The organism is Serratia sp. JSRIV004 (assembly GCF_019968705.1).
Lineage (GTDB): Bacteria > Pseudomonadota > Gammaproteobacteria > Enterobacterales > Enterobacteriaceae > Chania > Chania fonticola_B.
This window is the reverse complement of record NZ_CP074140.1, coordinates 3,272,346-3,293,451: the sequence shown is the minus strand read 5'-3', so window position 1 is coordinate 3,293,451 and position 21,106 is coordinate 3,272,346. Positions and strand designations below refer to the sequence as shown.

Sequence of the window (21,106 nt, the reverse complement as noted above, 5' to 3'; positions counted from 1 at the left end):
AGTGCAACCATGAGCATTAATTCTCAACCACAAGACGGACTGCTGCTGGACGTCAAAGATCTGCGTGTAACGTTCGGTACGCCAGACGGCGATGTTACCGCGGTGAACGATCTCAATTTCGATCTGCGCGCGGGTGAAACCCTGGGCATCGTCGGGGAGTCGGGTTCCGGCAAGTCACAGACGGCATTTGCGTTGATGGGCCTGCTGGCCAGCAATGGCCGCATCGGTGGCTCGGCAAAATTCAACGGCCGTGAAATTCTCAATCTGCCAGAAAGCCAGCTCAACAAGCTGCGGGCCGAAGAGATCTCGATGATCTTCCAGGACCCGATGACTTCATTGAACCCTTATATGCGGGTTGGTGAGCAGCTGATGGAAGTGTTGATGCTGCATAAAAAAATGAGCAAAAGCGAGGCGTTTGAAGAATCGGTACGCATGCTGGATGCGGTCAAAATGCCGGAAGCCCGTAAGCGTATGCGGATGTATCCGCATGAGTTCTCCGGCGGGATGCGCCAGCGCGTGATGATCGCCATGGCGTTACTGTGTCGGCCAAAACTGCTGATTGCCGATGAGCCAACCACCGCGCTGGACGTTACCGTGCAGGCACAGATCATGACGCTGCTTAACGAACTGAAGCGTGAGTTCAATACGGCGATCATCATGATCACCCATGATTTGGGCGTGGTTGCCGGGATCTGTAACAAGGTTTTGGTGATGTATGCTGGCCGCACCATGGAATACGGTAGCGCCCGCGATGTGTTTTATCATCCGAGCCACCCATATTCTATCGGGCTGCTTAACGCGGTGCCGCGTCTGGATGCTGAAGGTGAAGCGTTGATGACCATTCCCGGTAATCCGCCGAACCTGCTGCGTTTGCCGAAAGGCTGTCCGTTCCAGCCGCGTTGTCCGCATGCGATGGAGCAGTGCGCGAGTGCTCCGCCATTGGAGCAGTTTGGTGAGGGGCGCCTGCGCGCCTGTTTCAAGCCGGTGGAGGCGTTGGTATGACCGCAACCGATAAAAGAGTGCTGCTGGAAGTCGCAGACCTGAAAGTTCACTTCGATATTCATGATGACAAGCAGTGGTTCTGGCAGGCACCGAAAACCCTGAAGGCGGTTGACGGTGTAACCGTGCGCCTGTTTGAAGGCGAAACGCTAGGGGTGGTAGGGGAGTCAGGCTGCGGTAAATCCACCTTCGCACGGGCAATTATCGGCCTGGTGAAGGCGACCAGTGGCCGCGTTGCCTGGTTGGGCAAAGATCTGCTGGGCATGAGCGATGCCGACTGGCGCAAGACGCGCAGCGATATTCAGATGATTTTCCAGGATCCGTTGGCCTCGCTGAACCCGCGTATGACCATCGGTGAGATCATCGCCGAACCGCTGCGTACCTATAATCCGAAAATGCCGCGTCAGGAAGTGAAGGATAAGGTCAAAGCGATGATGTTGAAGGTGGGCCTGCTGCCGAACCTGATCAACCGTTATCCGCATGAATTCTCCGGCGGGCAGTGCCAGCGTATTGGCATCGCCCGCGCCTTGATCCTGGAGCCGAAACTGGTGATTTGTGATGAGCCGGTCTCCGCCCTGGACGTGTCTATCCAGGCACAGGTAGTGAATCTGCTGCAGCAGTTGCAGCGTGAGATGGGGTTATCGCTAATCTTTATCGCCCACGATCTGGCGGTGGTTAAACACATTTCCGATCGGGTGCTGGTGATGTATCTGGGCCATGCGGTGGAGCTGGGAACCTATGATGAGGTCTATCATAACCCGCAGCATCCTTACACCAAGGCGCTGATGTCGGCGGTTCCGGTGCCGGATCCTGACAAGGAGAAGGAAAAGCAGATCCAACTGCTGGAAGGGGAACTGCCATCACCGATCAATCCGCCTTCGGGCTGTGTGTTCCGCACCCGTTGTCCGATTGCCGGGCCGGAGTGCGCTAAAACTCGCCCATTGCTGGAAGGCAGCTTCCGTCATGCGGTATCATGCTTGAAAGTCGATCCGTTGTAATGCATTGATTAATAATAAAAAACCTGCCATTTGGCAGGTTTTTTTGTACCGTTCACCGGCTTATTCTTTCCACAAAATGTGGCACAGCTTGTTATCTTTCTCGCGGCAGATCAGCACGCGGGCAAAGACATCGTTGATAGGCTCGCCATCGCTGTCCGCCAGGCCGATCACCACCTCGGCAAAGAAGTCCGGATTCAGATCGTAATCCACGTGTTCCTGCCAGTCTTCTGCCGGATCGTACAGCTCGGCACCGCCGCGCTCTTCAAACTGTAAATTGAACAGCAGAATATCCGCGGGATCCAGATTGTCGCCTGCCAGCTCAAGGAAGATGTCGTAGGCTTGTTCCAGCGTTTCATCTTCGGTAAGGCGATTATTCAAGTCCATATAAAAATCCTGATAACAAATGATTTGAGGCTATTAAACCATGCTCGTTGCCGCTTTTACAGCAACGGGCTGAAAAAGTAAAACAGGCGTTCGACCAGGCGGTGCCAGTACGGGCGCTTCAACCATTGCTCGGCATCCAGCAGTTGCGAGCGGGCGATGTAATCATCTTGCACACAGGCCAGATCGGCACCAAAGCCGCTGTCGTCAATCACCAGGGTGATCTCAAAGTTCAGCCACAGGCTGCGCATATCCAGATTGACCGTGCCGACCAGGCTGAGCTGGCCATCGACCAACACGCTCTTGGTGTGCAACAGCCCGCCTTCAAACTGATAAATCTTCACGCCCGCTTCCAGCAGCTCCGAGAAGAAGGCACGGCTGGCCCAGCGCACCATCATTGAATCGTTGTCGCGTGGAACGATAATGCTGACGTCAACGCCACGCAGCGCAGCCGTGCAGATGGCATGCAGCAGATCGTCGCTTGGTACCAGGTAGGGAGTGGTCATGATCAACTGCTCACGCGCGGAATAGACCGCCGTCAACAGCGCCTGATGGATCATCTCTTCCGGGAATCCCGGGCCAGAGGCAATAACCTGGATGGTGTGACCGCTTTCCTGCTCAAACGGCATGATATTCACGTCTGGTGGCGGTGGCAAAATGCGTTTGCCGGTCTCAATCTCCCAGTCACAGGCGTAAACGATACCCATCGTGGTTGCTACCGGGCCTTCCATGCGGGCCATCAGGTCGATCCATTGACCAACCCCGGCATCTTGCTTGAAGAAGCGTGGATCGACCATATTCATACTGCCGGTGTAGGCGATGTAATTGTCGATCAGCACCACTTTGCGATGTTGCCTCAGGTCCATACGCCGCAGGAATACGCGGAACAGGTTCACCTTGAGTGACTCAACCACCTCAATACCGGCGTTACGCATCATGCTGGGATAAGGGCTGCGGAAGAACTGTACGCTGCCAGCCGAGTCCAGCATCAAACGGCAATGTACGCCACGGCGTGCGGCGGCCATCAATGATTCGGCGACCTGATCGACCAGCCCACCTGGCTGCCAGATGTAAAACACCATCTCGATATTATGGCGTGCCAGTTCGATATCCCGCACCAGGGCATTCATCGTTGAATCGGTGGTCGTCAGCAACTGAAGCTGGTTGCCTTTGACGCCATCAATCCCTTGGCGGTGGTGGCAAAGCTGGAACAGCGGGCGGGCCACTTCACTGTACTCGGTAGCAAAAATCCGGCTGCTTCCTTTAAGCTCATTCAGCCAGCGAGCGGTTGAGGGCCACATGGCTTTGGCTCTCTCTGCGCGGCGCTTGCCCAGGTGCAGTTCGCCAAAGGATAAATAAGCGACGATACCGACCAAGGGCAGAATATAGATCACCAGCAGCCAGGCCATGGCCGAAGGCACGGTGCGTCGTTTCATCAGAATACGCAATGTGACCCCGGCGATAAGCAGCCAGTAGCCAAACACCAAAAGCCAACTAATTACGGTATAAAAGGTTGTCATAAAGGCAAAAATTTCCGTTGGTAAGCCACCAATAATGAGTGTACGCACAGAACAACAAAGGTGAAACCTTTTCTCGGTAGTTAAGTTACATAAAAATGATTGACCAAAGGAACTTGCTGAAAATAAAAACCGTACTTTTTGTCGTCTCTGATAGAGCTAATGTGGTGAAAGGGCGACTTGGATCGTACGTTGAAAGGGATATAATGCCCGCGGTTGGCATTGATGGGTAACGTAAAATGAGACGCAGTAGAAATGAAGTGGGCCGCTGGAGGATGTTACGGCAGAGCCAGCGGCGCAGGCACCGTTGGTTAGAGCGCCAGTCGTGCAGTAATCGGCATATCATTCGTGTTCGCCGTCGTTTGGACGATCAACACCGCAGAGCCTTATTGTTCGTTGTGGCTTACGAGTGGTAAAACAAGAACAGCCCGTTATGGGCTGTTCTGCTATTGGCTGGACCTGGGTTATTTACCCAGATAGGCGTTCAACATCCACACCTGTTTTTCCTGCTCTTTGATGTAATCGCTCATCAGAGAAGAGGTACCCTCGTCACCGGCCTCTGCGGCCAGCGTCAGCAGTTCGCGCTGCTGTTGCAACAAAATGGCGTAACCTTCCAGCAAGCCGCGCAGGGTGCCTTTATCGTCGGTGACATTGGTGTCTTCCTTGATATCCGCCGTTTTCAGATAGTCACTGAAGGCGTGGCGAGGCTGTGAACCCAGAGTCAGAATACGCTCTGCCAGTTCATCCACCTTGGTCAGCAGGTCATTGTAGGTTTCTTCAAACTTGACGTGCAGTTCAAAGAAGTGCGGGCCGGAAATATTCCAATGGTAGCCGCGCACGTTCATGTACAGCACCTGGTAGTTAGCCAGTAGGGCGTTCAGTGCTTCAGAGAGTTTTGCTGATTGTTTGGTGTCCAGGCCGATATGAGTCTTGGTCGCTTTCTTTGCCGTTGCCATAATAATCTTCTCCTGATTATTTGTTTCGATTATCTAGATTGATATCCATACAAAACAGGTTAACCGCATCTATCATAAGGTTAAAGTTGCTACTAAGCATCAATTCAATCGTTCAAACCAATTTACCCGCCATCTTTCAAGCTGCTTACATTCATCAATTGGCTAATCGGGTAGGGGCGCTGCATGCTGCGCCCACTTAACCTCATCGATTAAATTACACCTGCGCCCTTTTGCGCAAAGCAAATTTTAGCACACCGGCGCTCAGGCTGGTGAGCAATGCGGCGGCGATCAGCACGGCAATAAAGGCCTGATCAAAGGCGCCTCTAGCCAGCTGGATCAGCCTTTCTGCGCTGTCTGCGCCCATATTTCCGGCTAACCGTAGCGCCTCATCAATGCTGTCATATGCGAGATCGCCTGCAGGAAGATTGGCAGGCAATATCAGGCTGTGGCTATAGACCGCCGTCATCAACCCGCCCAGCAGCGTGACGCCTAACACGCCACCCAACTCCCACGAGACGTCTTCAATGGCGGCGACCATGCCCGCCTTGTCTTCCGGGGCGTTGAGCATAATGGCCGTTGAGGCGGCTGTGATGGCACCGCCGAGGCCAAAGCCCACCACAAACAGGCAGACCAACTGCATAATGACGTTGCCTTGATACCACAGCGCGACACCCGCAATGCCTAAGGCGGTGAGAATAAAGCCGCCTACCAACATGGAGCGCTCGCCATAACGCGGTAGCAAGGCCCCAGCCAACGGGCCAGCCAGAGCCGAGGCTACTGGAATGGGTAAAATAAACAACGCGGCCAGCAGCGGCGTCATCCCTAGCACCAACTGTAACCGCTGGCTTAACACCAGCTCGACCCCTATCAGCGCGATCATTGAAACGATCGCCACACCGACACCGCTGGCAAACAGCCGATTGCGGAACAGTGAGAAATCGATCATGGGGTATTGCGACCGCTGCTGACGGCGGACAAACAGCGTCAGGAACAGCGTACCGAGCGCCGCCGCAATGGCGAAGTCACTCAGGGAGAACGCGGGTTTGCTCAGCTCTTTCAGCGCATAGATCGACGCCACCAGGCCGAACATGATCTGTAGCGAACTGATAAAGTCGCAGGGGCGTTGACTGTCTCCACCGCAACGAGGGATCAGATAGACCGCCAGCGGCAGAACCAGCATCACCACCGGCACGTTGATCAGAAATACCGAGCCCCACCAGAAATAGGACAGCAGAACGCCGCCTACCACCGGGCCAAGTGCGGCGGCGCCGGAGGCCACGGCGGCCCAGATGCCAATCGCCAGCGCACGTTCACGCTCATCGGTAAAGACGTGGCGCACAATGGATAGCGTGGCTGGCATCATCATCGCAGCCCCGATGGCCAGGAAAGCCCGTGACGCAATGAGCAGCTCGGCACTGGGGGAGAACGCGGCGCACAGTGAGGCCAAGGCAAAGACCGGCAAACCGGCGATAAACATTTTCTTGTGGCCAAGACGGTCGCTTAACATGCCAGCGCCGGGCAGCAGGCCAGCAACCACCAACGGGTAGGCGTTAACGATCCATAGCTTTTGTGAGGCTGTGGCATCCAATGCCTGGGTCAGGCGCGGCAACGCGGTGTAAAGCACCGTCATATCGGTAATGATTAAAAATAGCGCACTGGAGATCATTGCCAGGATCAGCCAGCGGTTTTGGGCGTGCATAAAGAGTATCCTAGTAAACCGATGACGCGGCTGCGTCACCTTACGGTAACCACCCGGTAGTACCGGTGGTATACTGCTATAATATAAATCCATACGTACGTATTGAAAAGGGGCTTTCTCAATGGGGCGTCAACGGAGTATCGATCGTGACAAGGTGCTGGATACCGCAGAAGAGATTGTGGCGACCCAAGGTGCGGCAGGGTTGACCATCGATTCGGTGGCTAAAGCCATGGGGATCTCCAAGGGGGGAGTACAATATTGCTTTGGTAGCAAAGATGCGCTCATCGATGCGATGTTTGACCGTTGGGGTAAGGTTTATGAGCAGGTTTTTGACGATATCGCAGGCAGCGATCCGGACCCATTAACCATTGTCCAGGCGCATATGCAGGCTACCCGCAGTTCCGATCAGGCTTCCAGCGCCAAGGCGGCCGGGTTGATGGCGACGTTAATTCAGACGCCAGAACACCTGGACAGTACGCGAGAATGGTATCGCAGCCGCATAGCAGGTTTGGATCTGACTACTGAGGCGGGGAGAAAGGCGCGATTGGCCTTCCTGGCCACCGAGGGTGCCTTCATGCTGCGCTTCTTCGGCTTTATGGATATCACTCAGCAGGAATGGGAAGCGATGTTTACCGATCTGCAAAAGTGGGTTCTTAACGATACGGCTCGCAATGGTTGACCTATCACACTGATAGATGGCGATCGCTCCGGGTGGCGAGTATGTTTAGCGAATAAAGATATTCCCTCGAAGAACCCACTTTTAGCCAGCCACCTCCGTGCTGGCTTTTTTTTTGCTTAAAATACCTGCTTGAAGGGTTTCACCGTGACTTCGCCGTATACTCCAGCGTCCACGTACGGGTCTTGTGCTGCCCAGGATTTTGCCGCCTCCAGCGAAGGGAACTCGGCGATCACGGTAGAACCGGTAAATCCAGCCTGGCCAGGATCGTTGCTATCGATAGCCGGGTTAGGGCCAGCGACCACCAACCGGCCTTCATCACGCAGTGCCTGCAGGCGAGCCAGATGGGCGGGGCGAACCGCCATACGCTGTTCCAGCGTGCCAGGTACGTCTTGTGCGTAGATCAGATAAAGCATATTTCACCTTTAAAATCATTGCCATACAACGGTAATCACAAAGTAGCGCAAAACCTGTGACAAGGGAATGCCAATCCAGATAAAAATTCATTACCGTGTTGAGGATAGCTGCGTGTGCTGCGATTGACGAGTGAGGGAACACATTGGTTAACAATCCGTATGCAAAGCGCAATAAAAGGCTAATTAAACGTTAATATCCCTATGAGTTTGCTGGTTTTAGCGCCTAATGATGCCGATTAAAGCGATAGTTTGTCTTTCGTTATTGAATATGATTGCTATTTGCATTTAAACTTGGCGCACCAGAGGAAACAGAATCATTATGCCGCTAAACAAAATGTTCCTTATTCGCCGAATTTCCGTGCCAATTGTCCTCTCCGTTGGTTTGCACAGTGCCCTGGTGGCCGCCTTGCTCTACGCTTCCGTCAACGAAGTGTTGGAGCTGCCGAAGCAGGAAGATGCCCCTATCAGCGTCATGATGGTGAATATGACCGCGTTGGCAGAACCGCCACCGCCGGCTGCGGCGGAACCGGAGCCACAGGTAGAACCTGAGCCTGAGCCAGAACCAATCCCGGAGCCAGAGCCGCCACCGCCGGTACCGGTAGCCATCCCTAAACCGGAGCCGGAGAAACCCAAGCCGAAGCCAAAACCTAAGCCGAAGGTAGAGAAGCCGGTCAAGCGTGAAGTGAAGAAGACCGAGCCGCGTGAACCTTCGCCGTTCGACAATCAATCCGAAGCCAAGCCGATCGACAAGGCACCGGTTAAACAGGCACCATCAGCACCCGCGCCGGGAACTTCCCGTGAGTTGGGGCCGAAAGCTCTGAGTATCGGCAAGCCGATGTATCCACCGCGCGCCCGGGCATTGCAGATTGAAGGCAATGTCAAGGTTCAGTTCGATGTCGATAGCGACGGGCGGGTTACTAACGTGCGTATTCTGTCTGCGGAACCACGTAATATGTTCGAACGTGAAGTGAAGCAGGCAATGCGTAAATGGCGCTATGAAGCCAAAACCGCGCAGAACCTGACGAAGACCATCGTCTTCAAAATGGAAGGCTCGACAGTTGAGTAAGCAATAAAAAAGGTCGCATTTGCGACCTTTTTGCTATCTGGCGTAGGCTTATTCGCCAACGCGGAAGTTCATCTTACCGTCTGGCAGGGCGCGAGGGCTGCCTGCGTCATCTACCGCTACATAGGTAAAGACCGCTTCCGTGGCACGGTAGCGCTGGCCGATCGGGGCAGAAGACACCTTCTTGACCCAAACTTCCACATTGATGGTAATGGAGCTGCGGCCACTGCGGATACAGTTGGCATAGCAGCACACCACGTCACCCACCGCGACCGGCTTGAGAAAGGTCATGCCGTCTACCCGCACGGTAACCACGCGCCCTTCGGCAATCTCTTTGGCCAGGATCGCGCCGCCGATGTCCATTTGCGACATCAGCCAGCCGCCAAAGATATCGCCGTTGGCATTGGTATCTGCCGGCATGGCCAGCGTGCGCAGCACCAGCTCACCGCTAGGCAAAGGTCGTTGTTCGGTCATTATTTCTTCTGCTCTTCTGGCATATGACGGTAAATATAGATACCGCTCAACAGGGTGAAGACCAGCGTCAGCACGGTCAGGCCGAATACCTTGAAGTTAACCCAAACGTCCTGCGGCATCCAGAATGCCACATAGATATTGGCCAAGCCGCAGGCCAGGAAGAACAGGGCCCAGGCAATGTTAAGGTGGTTCCAGACGCTGTCCGGCAGGGTCAGCTCTTTACCCAGCATGCGTTGGATCAGCGGCTTTTTCAGGATCAGCTGGCTGATCAGCAGCGCCAGGGCGAACAGGGTGTAGATGACAGTGACCTTCCATTTGATAAACAGGTCGTTGTGAAACACCAGAGTCAAGGTGCCGAATACGGCGACCATGGCAAAGGTGATCAGCGTCATCTTCTCAACCTTGCGATATTTCAGCCAGGTAAAGACCAGTGCCAGGGCGGTGGCGACGATCAAGGCACCCGAGGCGACGTAGATATCGTAAAGCTTATAAAAGGCAAAAAAGACAATCAGGGGTAAAAAATCAAGAAACTGCTTCATAAATCAATCCATCATAGGTTCATCGGGCGACTATACCGGATTTGGCGCGCTCTGTGTATCGCACTAAAGGGCAGATTATCGGTGTTCGTCCGGTAGATTGCTGCTGTAAACGCCAGAATTTGCATAAACTTACGATTGTTACCCTCGGTTATTTGCAAGCGCTGGGTGTACCACGCATATTAAGCATAATAATAGCCGCATAATTTACCCTGGAAAATAGCTATGCAGTGGAAGTCTCTGCGGGCGTGGACGCCCGGTTTGACGCATTTGTTAGGATATGAACGCAGTTGGTTGAAGCCGGATATTCGTGCGGGGTTATCGGTCGCAGCGGTAGCTTTACCGGTGGCGATCGCCTATGCCGAATTGGCCGGTGTCAGCCCGGTGGTCGGGCTTTACTCCTGTATTTTACCGATGATCGCCTATGCCATTTTTGGCTCGTCGCGGCAGCTGATTGTTGGGCCGGATGCGGCCACCTGTGCGGTGATCGCCGCCGTGGTGACTCCGCTGGCCGCAGGAAGTATGGAGCTGCACTGGCAGCTCACCATCATGATGACCGCCATGACGGGGGCTTGGTGTCTGCTGGCTAGCCGCTTCCGGCTCGGGGCCTTGGCAGACCTGCTTTCGCGCCCGATCCTCAGCGGATTGCTGAATGGCGTAGCGGTGACCATCATTGTCGATCAGATCGGCAAAGTGCTGGGGTTCGGTACGCCACCGGCGCAGCTGATTGAACGTATTTATGCCTTGCCCGGTAACATTCTGCATAGCGATTGGCCGACGATGGGCATTTCATTGCTTACGCTGACAATGCTGGTGGGGGTTAAAAAATTGCGGCCTAACTGGCCTGCGCCGTTGTTTGCCATCGTGCTGGTCGCCTTCATCACCTGGGCGGCTAATTTGCAGCAGCACGGTATTATTACCGTAGGGGGCTTCAGCGGCATGCTGCCTATCGTTCAGTGGCCGGATTTTCAGCCGGGCTTACTGCGTGACATGGTGATACCGGCGCTCAACCTGGCGGTGGTCAGCTTTGTCAGCATGATGCTAACGGCGCGCAGCTTTGCGGCGAAAAATGGCTACGAGGTCAATGCCGATGCGGAGTTCCGTGCGCTGGGGCTGGTCAACATTGTTTCTGCGCTGTCGCAAGGGTTTGCCATCAGCGGAGCCGATTCGCGTACGGCGGTAAACGATGCCAACGGCGGCAAGAGCCAATTGGTATCAATTATTGCCGCCATCGTCATTGGCATTGTGCTGCTGTTCCTGACTTCACCGCTGCAATTTATTCCGGTGGCCGGATTAGGCGTGGTGCTGATGTACGCCGCCTGGTCGTTGATCGACATTCGCGGCATCTGGATCCTGCGCAAGCGCAATGCCCAGGCGTTCAGGCTGGCAGCCTTCACCTTCGTCAGCGTGCTGCTGGTGGGGGTGATCAGCGGCATTGGCTTAGCGGTATTGCTTGGCCTGATGCAGTTTCTGCGCACCGTGTTCCGCCCCACGGAGCAACTGCTGGGGGTCAATGAGGAAGGCATGATCCACTCAATGGGCAACAACAACGGGGTGAAGGCGGTGCAGGGCGTGATGATGTACCGCTTTAACTCCCCGCTGACCTATTTTAACGTGGCTTACTTCAAACGGCGCATCCTCAATCTGGTCGACAGTACGCCGTTCCAACCACGTTGGGTGGTAGTGGATGCGGTGGCCAGTTTTACCCATGCGGATATCAGCGTGCTGGCGGCCATTGACGAGTTAAAGCGTGACTTGTTACAGCGTAACGTTAAGCTGGTGTTGGCCGGACGGCGCACCGAGTTAACGCGCTGGTTCCGTATCAATCAGGTGGGGCGTGATAAGGATTTGATCCTGGTGCCCGACCTTTATCTGGCACTCAAGCTGATACAAAGTAAGGAACAGGCCGAACCGGGCACGGCACAGTAAATAAAAAGGGCACGCTAAAAGCGTGCCCTTAAACGTCAACCGACCCTATTTATCTTTTATCTAAGGACACGCCAGAAGTGGGCGCTGTGTCCCGCAGCAGCATATACAGCCGGAACAGATAAATCAGCAGTAAGGCAGAAACCAGGTTGCTTAATGCAGTCAGAACGATGCTGGCAACGTGTGGCGTCAACACCGACAAGTGGCTGACCATAAACAGCACCAGTAGTTTGGCCGCCAACCACAGCATCATCGCCGGTACGATCACCCGCGCGTTAGCAAAGGCCAGCTTGCAGCTCAGTTTCAGTGAGGCAAACATGCCTTTCCCATCGGCCACGGAAATCACCGGGGCCAACGAGAACGAGATCGCCATGATCACACCGGGCACGACAAACAGCGTCAGGCCAAGCTGGGTCAGCAAGGTGCAGACAAACAGCAGCAGCAGTAAACGCGGCAATAGCGGGGCAGATATCCCGATAGCCCGCAGCGCACTGGTACGCTGGCCTTCAGAAACCAGGCGGATCAGCGTCAACATGCCCCCCACCAGCAGCACGTTACCCACTAAAGCGGAAATCGTCGCGGCGGCGGACACTTTCAACAGCACCATCTGCTGTTCAGGCGTCATTTGCTGAATGATTTCCTGGATCCCCATGCCGGCACCGGCGTTGGAGGCCAGATCACTTTCCGTCGCGGTCAGGATCTTCAACTGCTCAATATCGGGGCTAAACGCCTGATTAAGCAGCACAGAAATGAATGCGGTCAGCAGTGCCAACAGCACAATGCTGGCAACCTGATTACGGAAAAAGTTAAAACTGTCACGGTACAACGTGTTGGCCGTAATTGGCATGCTTGGCATGCAGACTCCTTGGCGTCGGGAACGTAGTTAAATCAGTGGGCGATTGTACCCTGTTCCGCGCCGCTGTGGCACCCCGCGAATGGCACTGTGCTGATTTCTTGGGCGATTATGGTCTCTGACAATGATAATGGCAGGGGAACCGGCAAGGGCGGCAGGCCGTAGCGCTCACGGGCCCGATCGCAGGCTTCATTGCGTAGGCCGTTTTCCCCGGATTGATCGAATTCGCGGCAGGGGCTGGGGCGATTGAGGTAGATCGAACAGGAAACCGCCTGACCAATCTCACCTACCAGCGAGGTGCAGCGTGGTGACTTGCTGTTGGTCCCTTGCATACAGCGCAGAAAGGGGCTCAAGGGTTCAGTTAAGGATATAGGTACCACGCCGCCGCCATCTTCCGCTTCGGCCCAATAGAATGATACTCGAAAATAACCGCAGCAGGCGCCGCAGCTGGTGCAGGGATTTTGAATTTCGCTCATCTTGATTGCCACCGACTCCTTACCGGCCCAACCAAAACCAACAGGAATAATGAAATTACGCAGTGGCATTTTTTTTAGCAACTTTTTTTCGGTAACAGAAATTCAAACATGCATCATATTTGCAACAAAAGGCGTTTATTGATTCAGATCAATTATCGATTTATTAACACCTTAGGTGGCTTTGTTTTTGGTGGGATTTTAAATTTTTACACTTAAGATGTGATCTCGATGGGATCATAAATACCTGTTAATAGGTATATTCATCGGGACTGTAAACCACACAAATGGAATGGATAATGAAAAAGACAACTCTGGTGGTGTTAGGGGCTCTGATGGCTCCTATGGTAGCAAGCGCGCATCAAGCGGGTGATTTCCTGTTCCGTGCAGGGACTGCAACAGTTCGTCCTAATGCAGGTTCGGACAACGTTTTAGGCCAAGGATCGTTCAACGCCAATAACAACACCCAATTGGGTCTGACTTTTGGCTATATGGTGACGGACAATATCGGCGTCGAGTTACTGGCTGCAACGCCGTTCCGCCATAAAGTTTCTCTGGGTGGCCCAGCGGTCAACGGGGATATTGCAACCGTTCGTCAACTGCCACCAACGCTGATGGCGCAGTACTACTTTGGCGACAAGCAAGACAAGCTGCGTCCATACCTGGGCATCGGTGTGAACTACACCATGTTCTTCGACGAGAAATTCAACGACAACGGCAAGGATGCGGGTTTAAGCAACCTGGATCTGAAAAATTCCTGGGGCGTAGCCGGGCAGGCGGGTCTGGATTACAACCTGGATGAGCACTGGATGTTGAACATGTCGCTTTGGTGGATGAATATCGAAACCAAGGTACGCTTCGACGCTGGCGATCAACATCAGAGTATTGACACTCGTCTGGACCCATTTGTCTTTATGTTTGGTGCAGGCTACCGCTTCTAAGCCAGCAGTAAAGGAGGCGCTGTTCGGCGCCTCCCTCTTCAGTTATTTAATGCGCATATCGTTTTCGACAGATTTAACCCCTGCCACGCCGCGAGTCACCTGAACGGCGCGATTGGCATCGGCGCTAGAGCTGACGAAACCGCTTAACTGAACCTTGCCTTTAAAGGTCTCGACGCTAATCTCGGTGGATTTGATGGTTTTATCCGCCAGCAGTGCTGACTTCACCTTGGTAGTGATGACCGTATCGTCAATATAACCGCCAGTCCCCTCTGATTTTGCCGTTGGAGCACAGGCAGAAACTGCCATCGCCAAAATAGCTGCCATGCACAGCGCCGAAAGGGTTTTAAATAGCTTCATAAATGACTCTCCTTGCAAATGTTATTGTTGAAATTAAATGCTGATTTCAATCAGCTAACGAAATCGTATGCACTGAGCCACTGAATATTTAGCGGCAAATATGATTGTGGGGCAGGTTGCTGGTTTGTTCAAATTGTTTGCAAAAATATCTTTGGCAAGAATGAGGCTAAACAATGTGTTATCACCGGATACTTTCGTAGTATCCGGTGATTGAGAGCGGGAGATTAAACGCGGGTAGCGGCTTTCATTTCACGTACAAATTTGCCCAGCTTGGCCAGCATTTCTGCCGGTTGTGCCTGATTCTGTTCGATGATCTTAACAATTGCCGAACCGGAGATTGCCCCGGCGGCCCCGGCTTGCAACGCATCCTTGACCTGTGAAGGTTCAGAGATGCCAAAGCCTTGCAGCGGTGGCGCCGCATGATACTCGCGCAGCTTATTGACCAGGTGGTGCAGCGGTAACTGCGCCCGGCTTTCCGTCCCGGTTACCCCGGCGCGTGACAGCAGGTAAGTGTAACCCCGGCCGTGGGACGAGATTTCACGCAGTAAATCCTCATCCGCATTTGGTGGGCAGATATAGATTGGCGCGATGCCGTGGCGAGTTGCTGCCGCGCGGAAAGGTGCGGACTCCTCGAAAGGTACGTCCGCGATCAACACCGAATCAACACCGGCCTGCGCACAGCGCTGATAAAATGCGTCAATGCCGCCGTGGAACACCAGGTTGGCGTACATCAGCAGGCCAATCGGAATATCAGGGTGCTTCTGGCGGATTGCCGTCAGCATTTCAAAACAGTGCGTTGGCGTAACGCCAGAAGCGAAAGCACGCAGTGCTGCACTTTGAATGGTTGGGCCATCGGCCAACGGATCCGAGAAGGGGATCCCTAACTCCAAGCCATCTGCACCGTTCTCCACCAGCGTATCGATAATCTGTAACGATAGCGTCGGGTTTGGGTCGCCGAGGGTGACAAACGGCACGAAGGCGCCTTCTTTATTATTTTCCAACCGTTTGAACAGTTGCTGATAACGTTCCATCAGATTTCTCCCCGTGCTTTCAGAATGTCGTGAACGGTAAATATGTCTTTGTCGCCGCGGCCGGACAGGTTAACCACCAGGATCTGTTCTTTCTGCGGCTCTTCACGGATCATTTTCAGCGCGTGTGCGAGGGCATGGGAAGACTCCAACGCCGGGATAATTCCTTCGTGGCGGGAAAGCGCTTTGAAAGCCTCCAGCGCTTCATCATCGCTGATAGACACGTATTCTGCGCGGCCGATGCTGTTCAGATAGGCGTGTTGCGGGCCAACGGAAGGGAAGTCCAAACCGGCGGAAATCGAGTAAGACTCCTCGATCTGGCCTTCAGAGGTTTGCATCATCGGCGATTTCATCCCGAAGTAAATCCCCACCTTGCCATGTTTCAGCGGCGCACCATGCTGGCCGGTTTCGATCCCCAGGCCAGCGGGTTCAACGCCGATCAGGCCAACGCTGTCATCATCGATAAAGTCGGCAAACATGCCGATGGCGTTGGAACCACCGCCAACGCAGGCCAATACGGCATCCGGCAGACGGCCTTCACGCTCCAGCACCTGAGCTTTGGTTTCTTCACCGATCATGCGTTGGAATTCACGCACTATGGTCGGGAACGGGTGTGGGCCTGCGGCAGTGCCCAGCATGTAGTGGGCCTTATCGTAAGAGCCAGACCAGTCGCGCAGCGCTTCGTTACAGGCATCTTTCAGCGTGGAAGAACCGCTGTGCACCGGGATCACTTCAGCCCCCATCAGGCGCATACGGAATACATTAGGTGACTGGCGTTCAATGTCCTTGGCACCCATGTAGATGCGGCATTTCAGACCGAGCAGGGCGCATGCCAGCGCAGAGGCCACACCGTGTTGGCCAGCGCCGGTTTCCGCGATGATCTCGGTTTTGCCCATGCGTTTGGCAAGCAGCGCCTGGCCCAATACCTGGTTGGTCTTATGGGCACCGCCGTGCAGCAGATCTTCACGCTTTAGGTAGAGTTTGGTTTTGCTACCGGCAGTCAGGTTTTTGCACAGCGTCAGTGCCGTTGGGCGGCCCGCATAGTTTTTCAGCAGATCGATAAACTCTGCCTGGAACTCAGGGTCACGCTGGGCGCTGACGAAGGCTTCTTCCAGTTGTTTCAGGGCTGGCATCAAAATTTGCGGCACGTACTGACCGCCAAATTCGCCGAAGTAAGGGTTAAGCAGCGTCATTATTTTTCCCGTTATTATCCGTTAAATGAGGTTCGCAATCAGTAGGCGCGCAGGGTTTGGAACACCGCTGCCAGACGCCCGGCATCTTTGATGCCGGGTTGGCTCTCTACGCCAGAGTTGAAATCGAGGCCCGCACAGCCCAGTTGGGCCGCATCTAGGCAGTTGTCTGCACTCAGGCCGCCAGCCAGCATCACGTTGTCCAGCGTTTGGCCCTGCAACACCGACCAGTCAAAGCGAACTCCGGTACCGCCAGCGCCGTTATCCAGCAGGTAACGATCGACCTGTTGCAGATCGCGAGCGGGCAGGCTGTCTTTTACGCTCAAGGCTTTCCAGATCTGACAGGTGGCAGGCAGCTCGGCGCGCAGGGCGTTAATATAAGCTTGGTCTTCCGCTCCGTGCAGTTGCACCGCATACAGACCAAGGCGCTCAGCAGTTTGCGCTACCGTAGCGATGGGCGCATCACAGAAAACACCCACGTATTTCAACGGCGCTCCGGCGATCACTTCCCTGGCGCGGGCAATGTCCACGTTACGTGGGGAACGGCCAACGAAGATCAGACCGCCGTAGTTGGCACCTGCCTGATAAGCGGCGGCGGCATCTTGCGGCCGGGTCAGGCCACAGACTTTGTTGTCACCGAGGATCACGCGGCGTACCGCGCTGCGCAGGTTGGCCTCCGACATCAATGCGCTACCGATCAGAAAACCGTTGGCATAGCGGCTGAGTTCACGGATCTGGCGATAGTTATTGATGCCGGACTCGCTGATCACCGTCACGCCATGTGGCACTTTTGGAGCCAGGGTGCGGGTGCGATCCAGATCGATAGACAGATCGCGCAGATCGCGGTTGTTGATGCCAATCACTTTGGCTTCCAGCTGTACCGCACGCTGTAATTCTTCTTCGCTTATCACCTCGGTCAGCACGCCCATATTCAGGCTGTGTGCCACCGCAGCAAGTTGGCGGTACTGTTCGTCATCGAGCACTGACAGCATCAACAGAATGGCGTCGGCCTGGTAGTGACGTGCCAGATAGATTTGGTAAGGGTCGATCATAAAGTCCTTACACAGCACCGGCTGGGTCACGGTTTTACTCACCAGCGGCAGAAAATCGAAGCTGCCCTGGAAGTATTGCTCATCGGTCAGCACCGAGATCGCCGAGGCGAAGTCCTTATACACCGAGGCGATTTCCACCGGGTCAAAATTCTCGCGGATCAGCCCCTTGGAAGGAGAGGCTTTTTTGCATTCGAGAATAAATGCCGTTCTGGCGCCTTGTAGCGCATGATAAAAGCTACGCTCGCTTGGCACGATTTCGTTTTGAAAGCTGGCTAATGGCTGTTGTTGCTTACGTGCCGCGACCCACTGCGCCTTGTCACGAACAATCTTGTTGAGCACGGTTTCCTGCATCATTTATCCTCTTGCTGCCAAAGCAGTGACACGCTGGTAAGCCTGCCCACTGTGGATCATTTCCAATGCCTGCTGCGCGTTCTGGCGCAGGTCTTCCTGTCCGAATAGTTTCAGCAACAGTGCGACGTTGGCGGCGACCGCCGCGGCGTGCGCTGGCTCACCTTTACCTTGTAACAACCTTGCCAGAATGTCACGGTTTTCTTCCGGCGACCCTCCCAGCAGGGAGCCCAGCGGGTAGCTGTCCAAGCCAAAAGATTTAGGTGTCAGCTGATAACTTTCAATTTCGCCGTCATTCAGCTCGGCGACGTGAGTGGTGGTGTGGATCGCCACTTCATCCATACCGCCACCGTGCACGACGGCGGCGCGCTGATAACCCAATACGCGCAGGGTTTGGGCGATTGGCAGCACCAGCTCCGGGCTGTAGACCCCAATCAACGCCAACGGTGGGCGAGCCGGGTTAATCAACGGCCCGAGTACGTTGAACACCGTGCGGGTCTTCAACTGTTGGCGTACCGGCATCGCATGGCGAAAACCGGTGTGATACTGCGGCGCAAACAGGAAACATACGCCCAGTTCATCCAAAGCCTTGCGGGATTCTTCTGCAGGCAGATCCAGACGGATCCCGAAGGCGGCCAACAGATCGGATGAACCGGAACGGCTGGAGACGCTGCGGTTGCCGTGCTTGGCCACCTTGACCCCACAGGCTGCGGCAACAAAAGCGCTGGCCGTGGAGATATTGATGCTGTTGGTGCCGTCACCGCCGGTGCCGACGATATCCGCGAAGGCATAGTCCGGGCGTGGGAACGGTAGAGCATCGGCCAAGAGTGCCTTGGCAGCTCCGGCGATTTCTTCCGGGTGCTCACCGCGGATCTTCATGCTGATTAAGGCCGCCGCAAGTTGGCTAGGTTCCAGCTCACCGCGCACGATAGCGCTGAATAACTGCTGGCTTTCTTCCTGGCTCATCGACTCCGATCGATACAGTTTTTCAAGAATAGGTTGCATAGTCGGTTCCCCTTGATTATTTCGCCAACGCCCAGGCCAACGTCTGCTCAAGCAAACGCGCGCCTTGGGTGGTCAGAATGGATTCTGGATGGAATTGGAAACCACATACGCGGTGTTCATCGTGACGCACTGCCATCACCATGTCGCCGAAGCGAGCATTGACGGTCAGCCCTTCAGGGATATTGCTGCCGACCAGCGAGTGATAGCGGGCGACCGGCAGCGGGTTGGCCATACCGGCAAACATCCCCTGGTTATCGTGAGTAATGGAAGAAGCCTTGCCGTGCAAAATCTCACCGGCCTGGCCAACGTGGCCGCCATAGGCTTCCACAATCGCCTGATGGCCGAGACAGATCCCGATGATTGGCATCTGGCCGCGCAGGCGTTGCAACAGCTCTGGCATACAACCAGCGTCGGCTGGAGTACCAGGGCCTGGGGACAGCATTAAAATAGGCTGCTCCATCTGTTGCAGGCGCGCGATGATGATCTCGGCGGCAATCTGGTTACGATAAATGACTACCTGATGACCGCTGGCACGCAGTTGATCGACCAGGTTGTAAGTAAAGGAGTCGACGTTGTCGAGCAGTAAGATATCGGCCATTAGAAAATCTCCTTGGCCTGATGCGCGCTGGCGATGGCACGCAGCACGGCACGTGCCTTGTTACGGGTTTCATCGGCTTCTGCCTGTGGAACGGAGTCCAGCACCACACCGGCACCGGCCTGCACGGTGGCAATACCGTCCTCAACATACGCGGAACGAATGACAATACAGGTATCGAGATCGCCGTGAGCGGTAAAGTAGCCCACGGCACCGCCGTAGCTGCCACGACGGGTGCCTTCAGAGGCGGCAATCAGCTGCATGGCGCGTACTTTCGGGGCGCCGCTCAGCGTGCCCATATTCATACAGGCCTGATAGGCATGCAGCACGTCGAGATCGCCACGTAGCTTGCCGACCACGCGGGAAACCAGGTGCATCACGAATGAGTAACGGTCTACCTTGGTCAGGTCGGCAACATAGCGGCTGCCAGCCTCACAGATACGGGCCAGATCGTTGCGGGCCAGATCGACCAGCATCAGGTGTTCCGCCAGCTCTTTATGGTCGGTACGCATTTCCAGTTCGATACGGCTGTCGAGATCCAGATCCAGCGAACCGTCGGCGCGGCGTCCGCGAGGACGAGTACCGGCGATCGGGTAAATTTCGATTTGGCGGCTGGTAGCTTCATATTTCAGCGCGCTTTCCGGCGAGGCACCGAACAGCGTGAACTCGTCGTCCTGCATAAAGAACATGTAAGGGCTTGGATTGTTTTCCTTCAGCGTCTGGTAAGCCGCCAGTGGGTTAGGGCAAGGCAGGGAGAAGCGACGAGAAGGCACTACCTGGAAAATCTCACCGTGACGGATCGCCTGCTGCAACTGGCTGACCACCGCGCCGTACTCTTCATCGCTCTGATTGCAGCTTAGCTGCATGTCTTCCAGTTTTTGATGAGGAATGGCGATTGGAGTTTGTTGCAATTGCACCTGAAGCTGTTGGAGACGCTGCTGCAAACGCAGAGTTTCAGCGTGGTCACCGGTAAATACGCTGGCTTGCAAACGGGCCACACCGCGCTGGTGATCCAGCACCAGCAGCGTTTCCGCCAGGTAGAAACAGAAGTCCGGGCAGCGTTGGTCTTGGCGCAGCTCTGGCAGGTCTTCAAACCCGGCTACCAGGTCATAGGCAAACAGGCCACCGAGCAGCATAGCTTCACGCTCATCGGCTGGGGCGTCGACCAGCGTCAGCATCGTGCGCAATGCATCAAACACCGACAGTGAACGCAGGCGTGCATCTTCGTCTTGTACCGTATCAATTGCTGGGAAGGTTAGCTCACGGCCGTTAGGCCGAGCCTGGATTTGAACGTCGGCAGGCAAGGCTTCATCCAACAGTGGCAGCAGGGCTGCACCGTTAGCGGTCAACGCCTGAAGGCTGACCTTACGGCCCAAGGCGGTAATGCGCAGGGCACTGTCGACAATCAGCAGGCTTTTCAGGTTTTGCTTGCTGTTGATTTCCGCCGAGTCCAGCAACAGGGTGGCAGGGCGCGCGCCGCACAGCTGATGAAAAATCGCCGTCGGATCGCTGCGGTAACCGGCCTGTGCCGTGAGGAGTTTGAGCTGTGGTTTGATGTTCATCTTCGGTAGTTCCAGTCAAATCTTGTCCATAAAAAAGCCCGCTGTAATGAGCGGGCCTAGG

The 21,106-nt window shown here is 54.9% G+C and carries 23 protein-coding genes and 1 other annotated feature (1 of these 24 running past the window's edge); of the genes, 7 read left to right on the top strand and 16 right to left on the bottom strand.

The window, feature by feature from the left end:
* Window positions 1-9: 9 nt before the first annotated feature.
* Together KGP21_RS15700 and oppF are read left to right on the top strand one after the other, a co-directional pair.
* Window positions 10-1,002, top strand: a complete 993-nt coding sequence (locus tag KGP21_RS15700) for an ABC transporter ATP-binding protein (protein ID WP_021806595.1) — start codon at window positions 10-12, stop codon at window positions 1,000-1,002.
* Window positions 999-1,997: a murein tripeptide/oligopeptide ABC transporter ATP binding protein OppF gene (oppF, locus tag KGP21_RS15695; RefSeq protein WP_021181234.1), complete on the top strand. Its 999-nt coding sequence runs from the start codon at window positions 999-1,001 to the stop codon at window positions 1,995-1,997. The genes KGP21_RS15700 and oppF overlap by 4 nt, the downstream gene beginning before the upstream one ends.
* Before the next feature lie 60 nt (window positions 1,998-2,057).
* Here the strand turns inward: oppF and KGP21_RS15690 are convergent, their stop codons facing one another.
* Window positions 2,058-2,381: an HI1450 family dsDNA-mimic protein gene (locus tag KGP21_RS15690; protein WP_021181235.1), complete on the bottom strand. Its 324-nt coding sequence runs from the start codon at window positions 2,379-2,381 to the stop codon at window positions 2,058-2,060.
* Between the two features lie 56 nt (window positions 2,382-2,437).
* A complete protein-coding gene (gene cls / locus KGP21_RS15685) occupies window positions 2,438-3,898 on the bottom strand; it encodes a cardiolipin synthase (RefSeq protein WP_021806594.1) in 1,461 nt (486 codons plus the stop codon).
* 236 nt (window positions 3,899-4,134) lie between these two features.
* On the opposite strand from cls, the gene KGP21_RS15680 reads away from it, so the two are divergent.
* Window positions 4,135-4,311, top strand: coding sequence for a YciY family protein (locus KGP21_RS15680; protein WP_004945296.1), 177 nt, complete (start codon window positions 4,135-4,137; stop codon window positions 4,309-4,311).
* 48 nt (window positions 4,312-4,359) lie between these two features.
* Here the strand turns inward: KGP21_RS15680 and KGP21_RS15675 are convergent, their stop codons facing one another.
* A complete protein-coding gene (locus KGP21_RS15675) occupies window positions 4,360-4,851 on the bottom strand; it encodes a Dps family protein (RefSeq protein WP_021181236.1) in 492 nt (163 codons plus the stop codon).
* A gap of 214 nt (window positions 4,852-5,065) precedes the next feature.
* Window positions 5,066-6,550 (bottom strand): MFS transporter, encoded by a 1,485-nt coding sequence (locus KGP21_RS15670; protein ID WP_021806593.1) that lies wholly within the window; start codon window positions 6,548-6,550, stop codon window positions 5,066-5,068.
* Between the two features lie 121 nt (window positions 6,551-6,671).
* Between KGP21_RS15670 and KGP21_RS15665 the strand changes: the two genes are divergently transcribed.
* On the top strand, window positions 6,672-7,229 hold the full coding sequence (locus tag KGP21_RS15665) for a TetR/AcrR family transcriptional regulator (protein WP_021806592.1): 558 nt from the start codon (window positions 6,672-6,674) through the stop codon (window positions 7,227-7,229).
* A 116-nt stretch (window positions 7,230-7,345) separates the two neighbouring features.
* Here KGP21_RS15665 and KGP21_RS15660 read toward each other — a convergent pair whose 3' ends face one another.
* Entirely contained in the window at window positions 7,346-7,642 is a 297-nt protein-coding gene (locus tag KGP21_RS15660) for a YciI family protein (RefSeq protein ID WP_021806591.1), read from the bottom strand.
* A gap of 319 nt (window positions 7,643-7,961) precedes the next feature.
* Here KGP21_RS15660 and tonB point away from each other — a divergent pair, with 319 nt between their 5' ends.
* Entirely contained in the window at window positions 7,962-8,708 is a 747-nt protein-coding gene (gene tonB / locus KGP21_RS15655; RefSeq protein ID WP_021806590.1) for a TonB system transport protein TonB, read from the top strand.
* Window positions 8,709-8,756: 48 nt separating this feature from the next.
* On the opposite strand, the gene yciA is transcribed toward tonB, so the two are convergent.
* The gene (gene yciA / locus KGP21_RS15650; protein WP_223535621.1) at window positions 8,757-9,179 is read right to left on the bottom strand and encodes an acyl-CoA thioester hydrolase YciA; all 423 of its coding nucleotides are present in this window, start codon (window positions 9,177-9,179) and stop codon (window positions 8,757-8,759) included.
* The gene (locus tag KGP21_RS15645) at window positions 9,179-9,718 is read right to left on the bottom strand and encodes a septation protein A (RefSeq protein ID WP_021181242.1); all 540 of its coding nucleotides are present in this window, start codon (window positions 9,716-9,718) and stop codon (window positions 9,179-9,181) included. The genes yciA and KGP21_RS15645 overlap by 1 nt, the downstream gene beginning before the upstream one ends.
* Before the next feature lie 222 nt (window positions 9,719-9,940).
* Here KGP21_RS15645 and KGP21_RS15640 point away from each other — a divergent pair, with 222 nt between their 5' ends.
* A complete protein-coding gene (locus tag KGP21_RS15640) occupies window positions 9,941-11,644 on the top strand; it encodes a SulP family inorganic anion transporter (protein ID WP_059200958.1) in 1,704 nt (567 codons plus the stop codon).
* A gap of 49 nt (window positions 11,645-11,693) precedes the next feature.
* On the opposite strand, the gene KGP21_RS15635 is transcribed toward KGP21_RS15640, so the two are convergent.
* Both KGP21_RS15635 and KGP21_RS15630 read right to left on the bottom strand, forming a co-directional pair.
* The gene (locus KGP21_RS15635) at window positions 11,694-12,488 is read right to left on the bottom strand and encodes a YciC family protein (RefSeq protein WP_039996069.1); all 795 of its coding nucleotides are present in this window, start codon (window positions 12,486-12,488) and stop codon (window positions 11,694-11,696) included.
* Window positions 12,489-12,529: 41 nt separating this feature from the next.
* A complete protein-coding gene (locus tag KGP21_RS15630; protein ID WP_223538531.1) occupies window positions 12,530-12,970 on the bottom strand; it encodes a YkgJ family cysteine cluster protein in 441 nt (146 codons plus the stop codon).
* A gap of 296 nt (window positions 12,971-13,266) precedes the next feature.
* Between KGP21_RS15630 and ompW the strand changes: the two genes are divergently transcribed.
* Complete coding sequence (gene ompW, locus KGP21_RS15625; RefSeq protein ID WP_021806586.1) at window positions 13,267-13,908, top strand: outer membrane protein OmpW; 642 nt, start codon at window positions 13,267-13,269, stop codon at window positions 13,906-13,908.
* Window positions 13,909-13,950: 42 nt separating this feature from the next.
* On the opposite strand, the gene KGP21_RS15620 is transcribed toward ompW, so the two are convergent.
* From KGP21_RS15620 to KGP21_RS15590, 7 genes are all read right to left on the bottom strand, one after another.
* Window positions 13,951-14,265, bottom strand: a complete 315-nt coding sequence (locus KGP21_RS15620; protein ID WP_021806585.1) for a BON domain-containing protein — start codon at window positions 14,263-14,265, stop codon at window positions 13,951-13,953.
* 224 nt (window positions 14,266-14,489) lie between these two features.
* Entirely contained in the window at window positions 14,490-15,296 is an 807-nt protein-coding gene (gene trpA / locus KGP21_RS15615; protein WP_223535618.1) for a tryptophan synthase subunit alpha, read from the bottom strand.
* Complete coding sequence (gene trpB, locus KGP21_RS15610) at window positions 15,296-16,486, bottom strand: tryptophan synthase subunit beta (protein ID WP_223535615.1); 1,191 nt, start codon at window positions 16,484-16,486, stop codon at window positions 15,296-15,298. Before trpB ends, trpA begins: the two co-directional genes overlap by 1 nt.
* 38 nt (window positions 16,487-16,524) lie before the next feature.
* The gene (gene trpCF / locus KGP21_RS15605) at window positions 16,525-17,886 is read right to left on the bottom strand and encodes a bifunctional indole-3-glycerol-phosphate synthase TrpC/phosphoribosylanthranilate isomerase TrpF (protein ID WP_223538530.1); all 1,362 of its coding nucleotides are present in this window, start codon (window positions 17,884-17,886) and stop codon (window positions 16,525-16,527) included.
* 3 nt (window positions 17,887-17,889) lie between these two features.
* Window positions 17,890-18,888 carry an anthranilate phosphoribosyltransferase gene (gene trpD / locus KGP21_RS15600; RefSeq protein WP_021181251.1) on the bottom strand — a complete coding sequence of 333 codons (999 nt, stop codon included), beginning with the start codon at window positions 18,886-18,888 and terminating at the stop codon, window positions 17,890-17,892.
* A gap of 16 nt (window positions 18,889-18,904) precedes the next feature.
* Window positions 18,905-19,486, bottom strand: coding sequence for a gamma-glutamyl-gamma-aminobutyrate hydrolase family protein (locus KGP21_RS15595; protein WP_021806581.1), 582 nt, complete (start codon window positions 19,484-19,486; stop codon window positions 18,905-18,907).
* The gene (locus tag KGP21_RS15590) at window positions 19,486-21,045 is read right to left on the bottom strand and encodes an anthranilate synthase component 1 (protein ID WP_209527069.1); all 1,560 of its coding nucleotides are present in this window, start codon (window positions 21,043-21,045) and stop codon (window positions 19,486-19,488) included. Before KGP21_RS15590 ends, KGP21_RS15595 begins: the two co-directional genes overlap by 1 nt.
* 28 nt (window positions 21,046-21,073) lie before the next feature.
* Window positions 21,074-21,106, bottom strand: a sequence feature (Trp leader region); it runs 72 nt beyond the window's last position.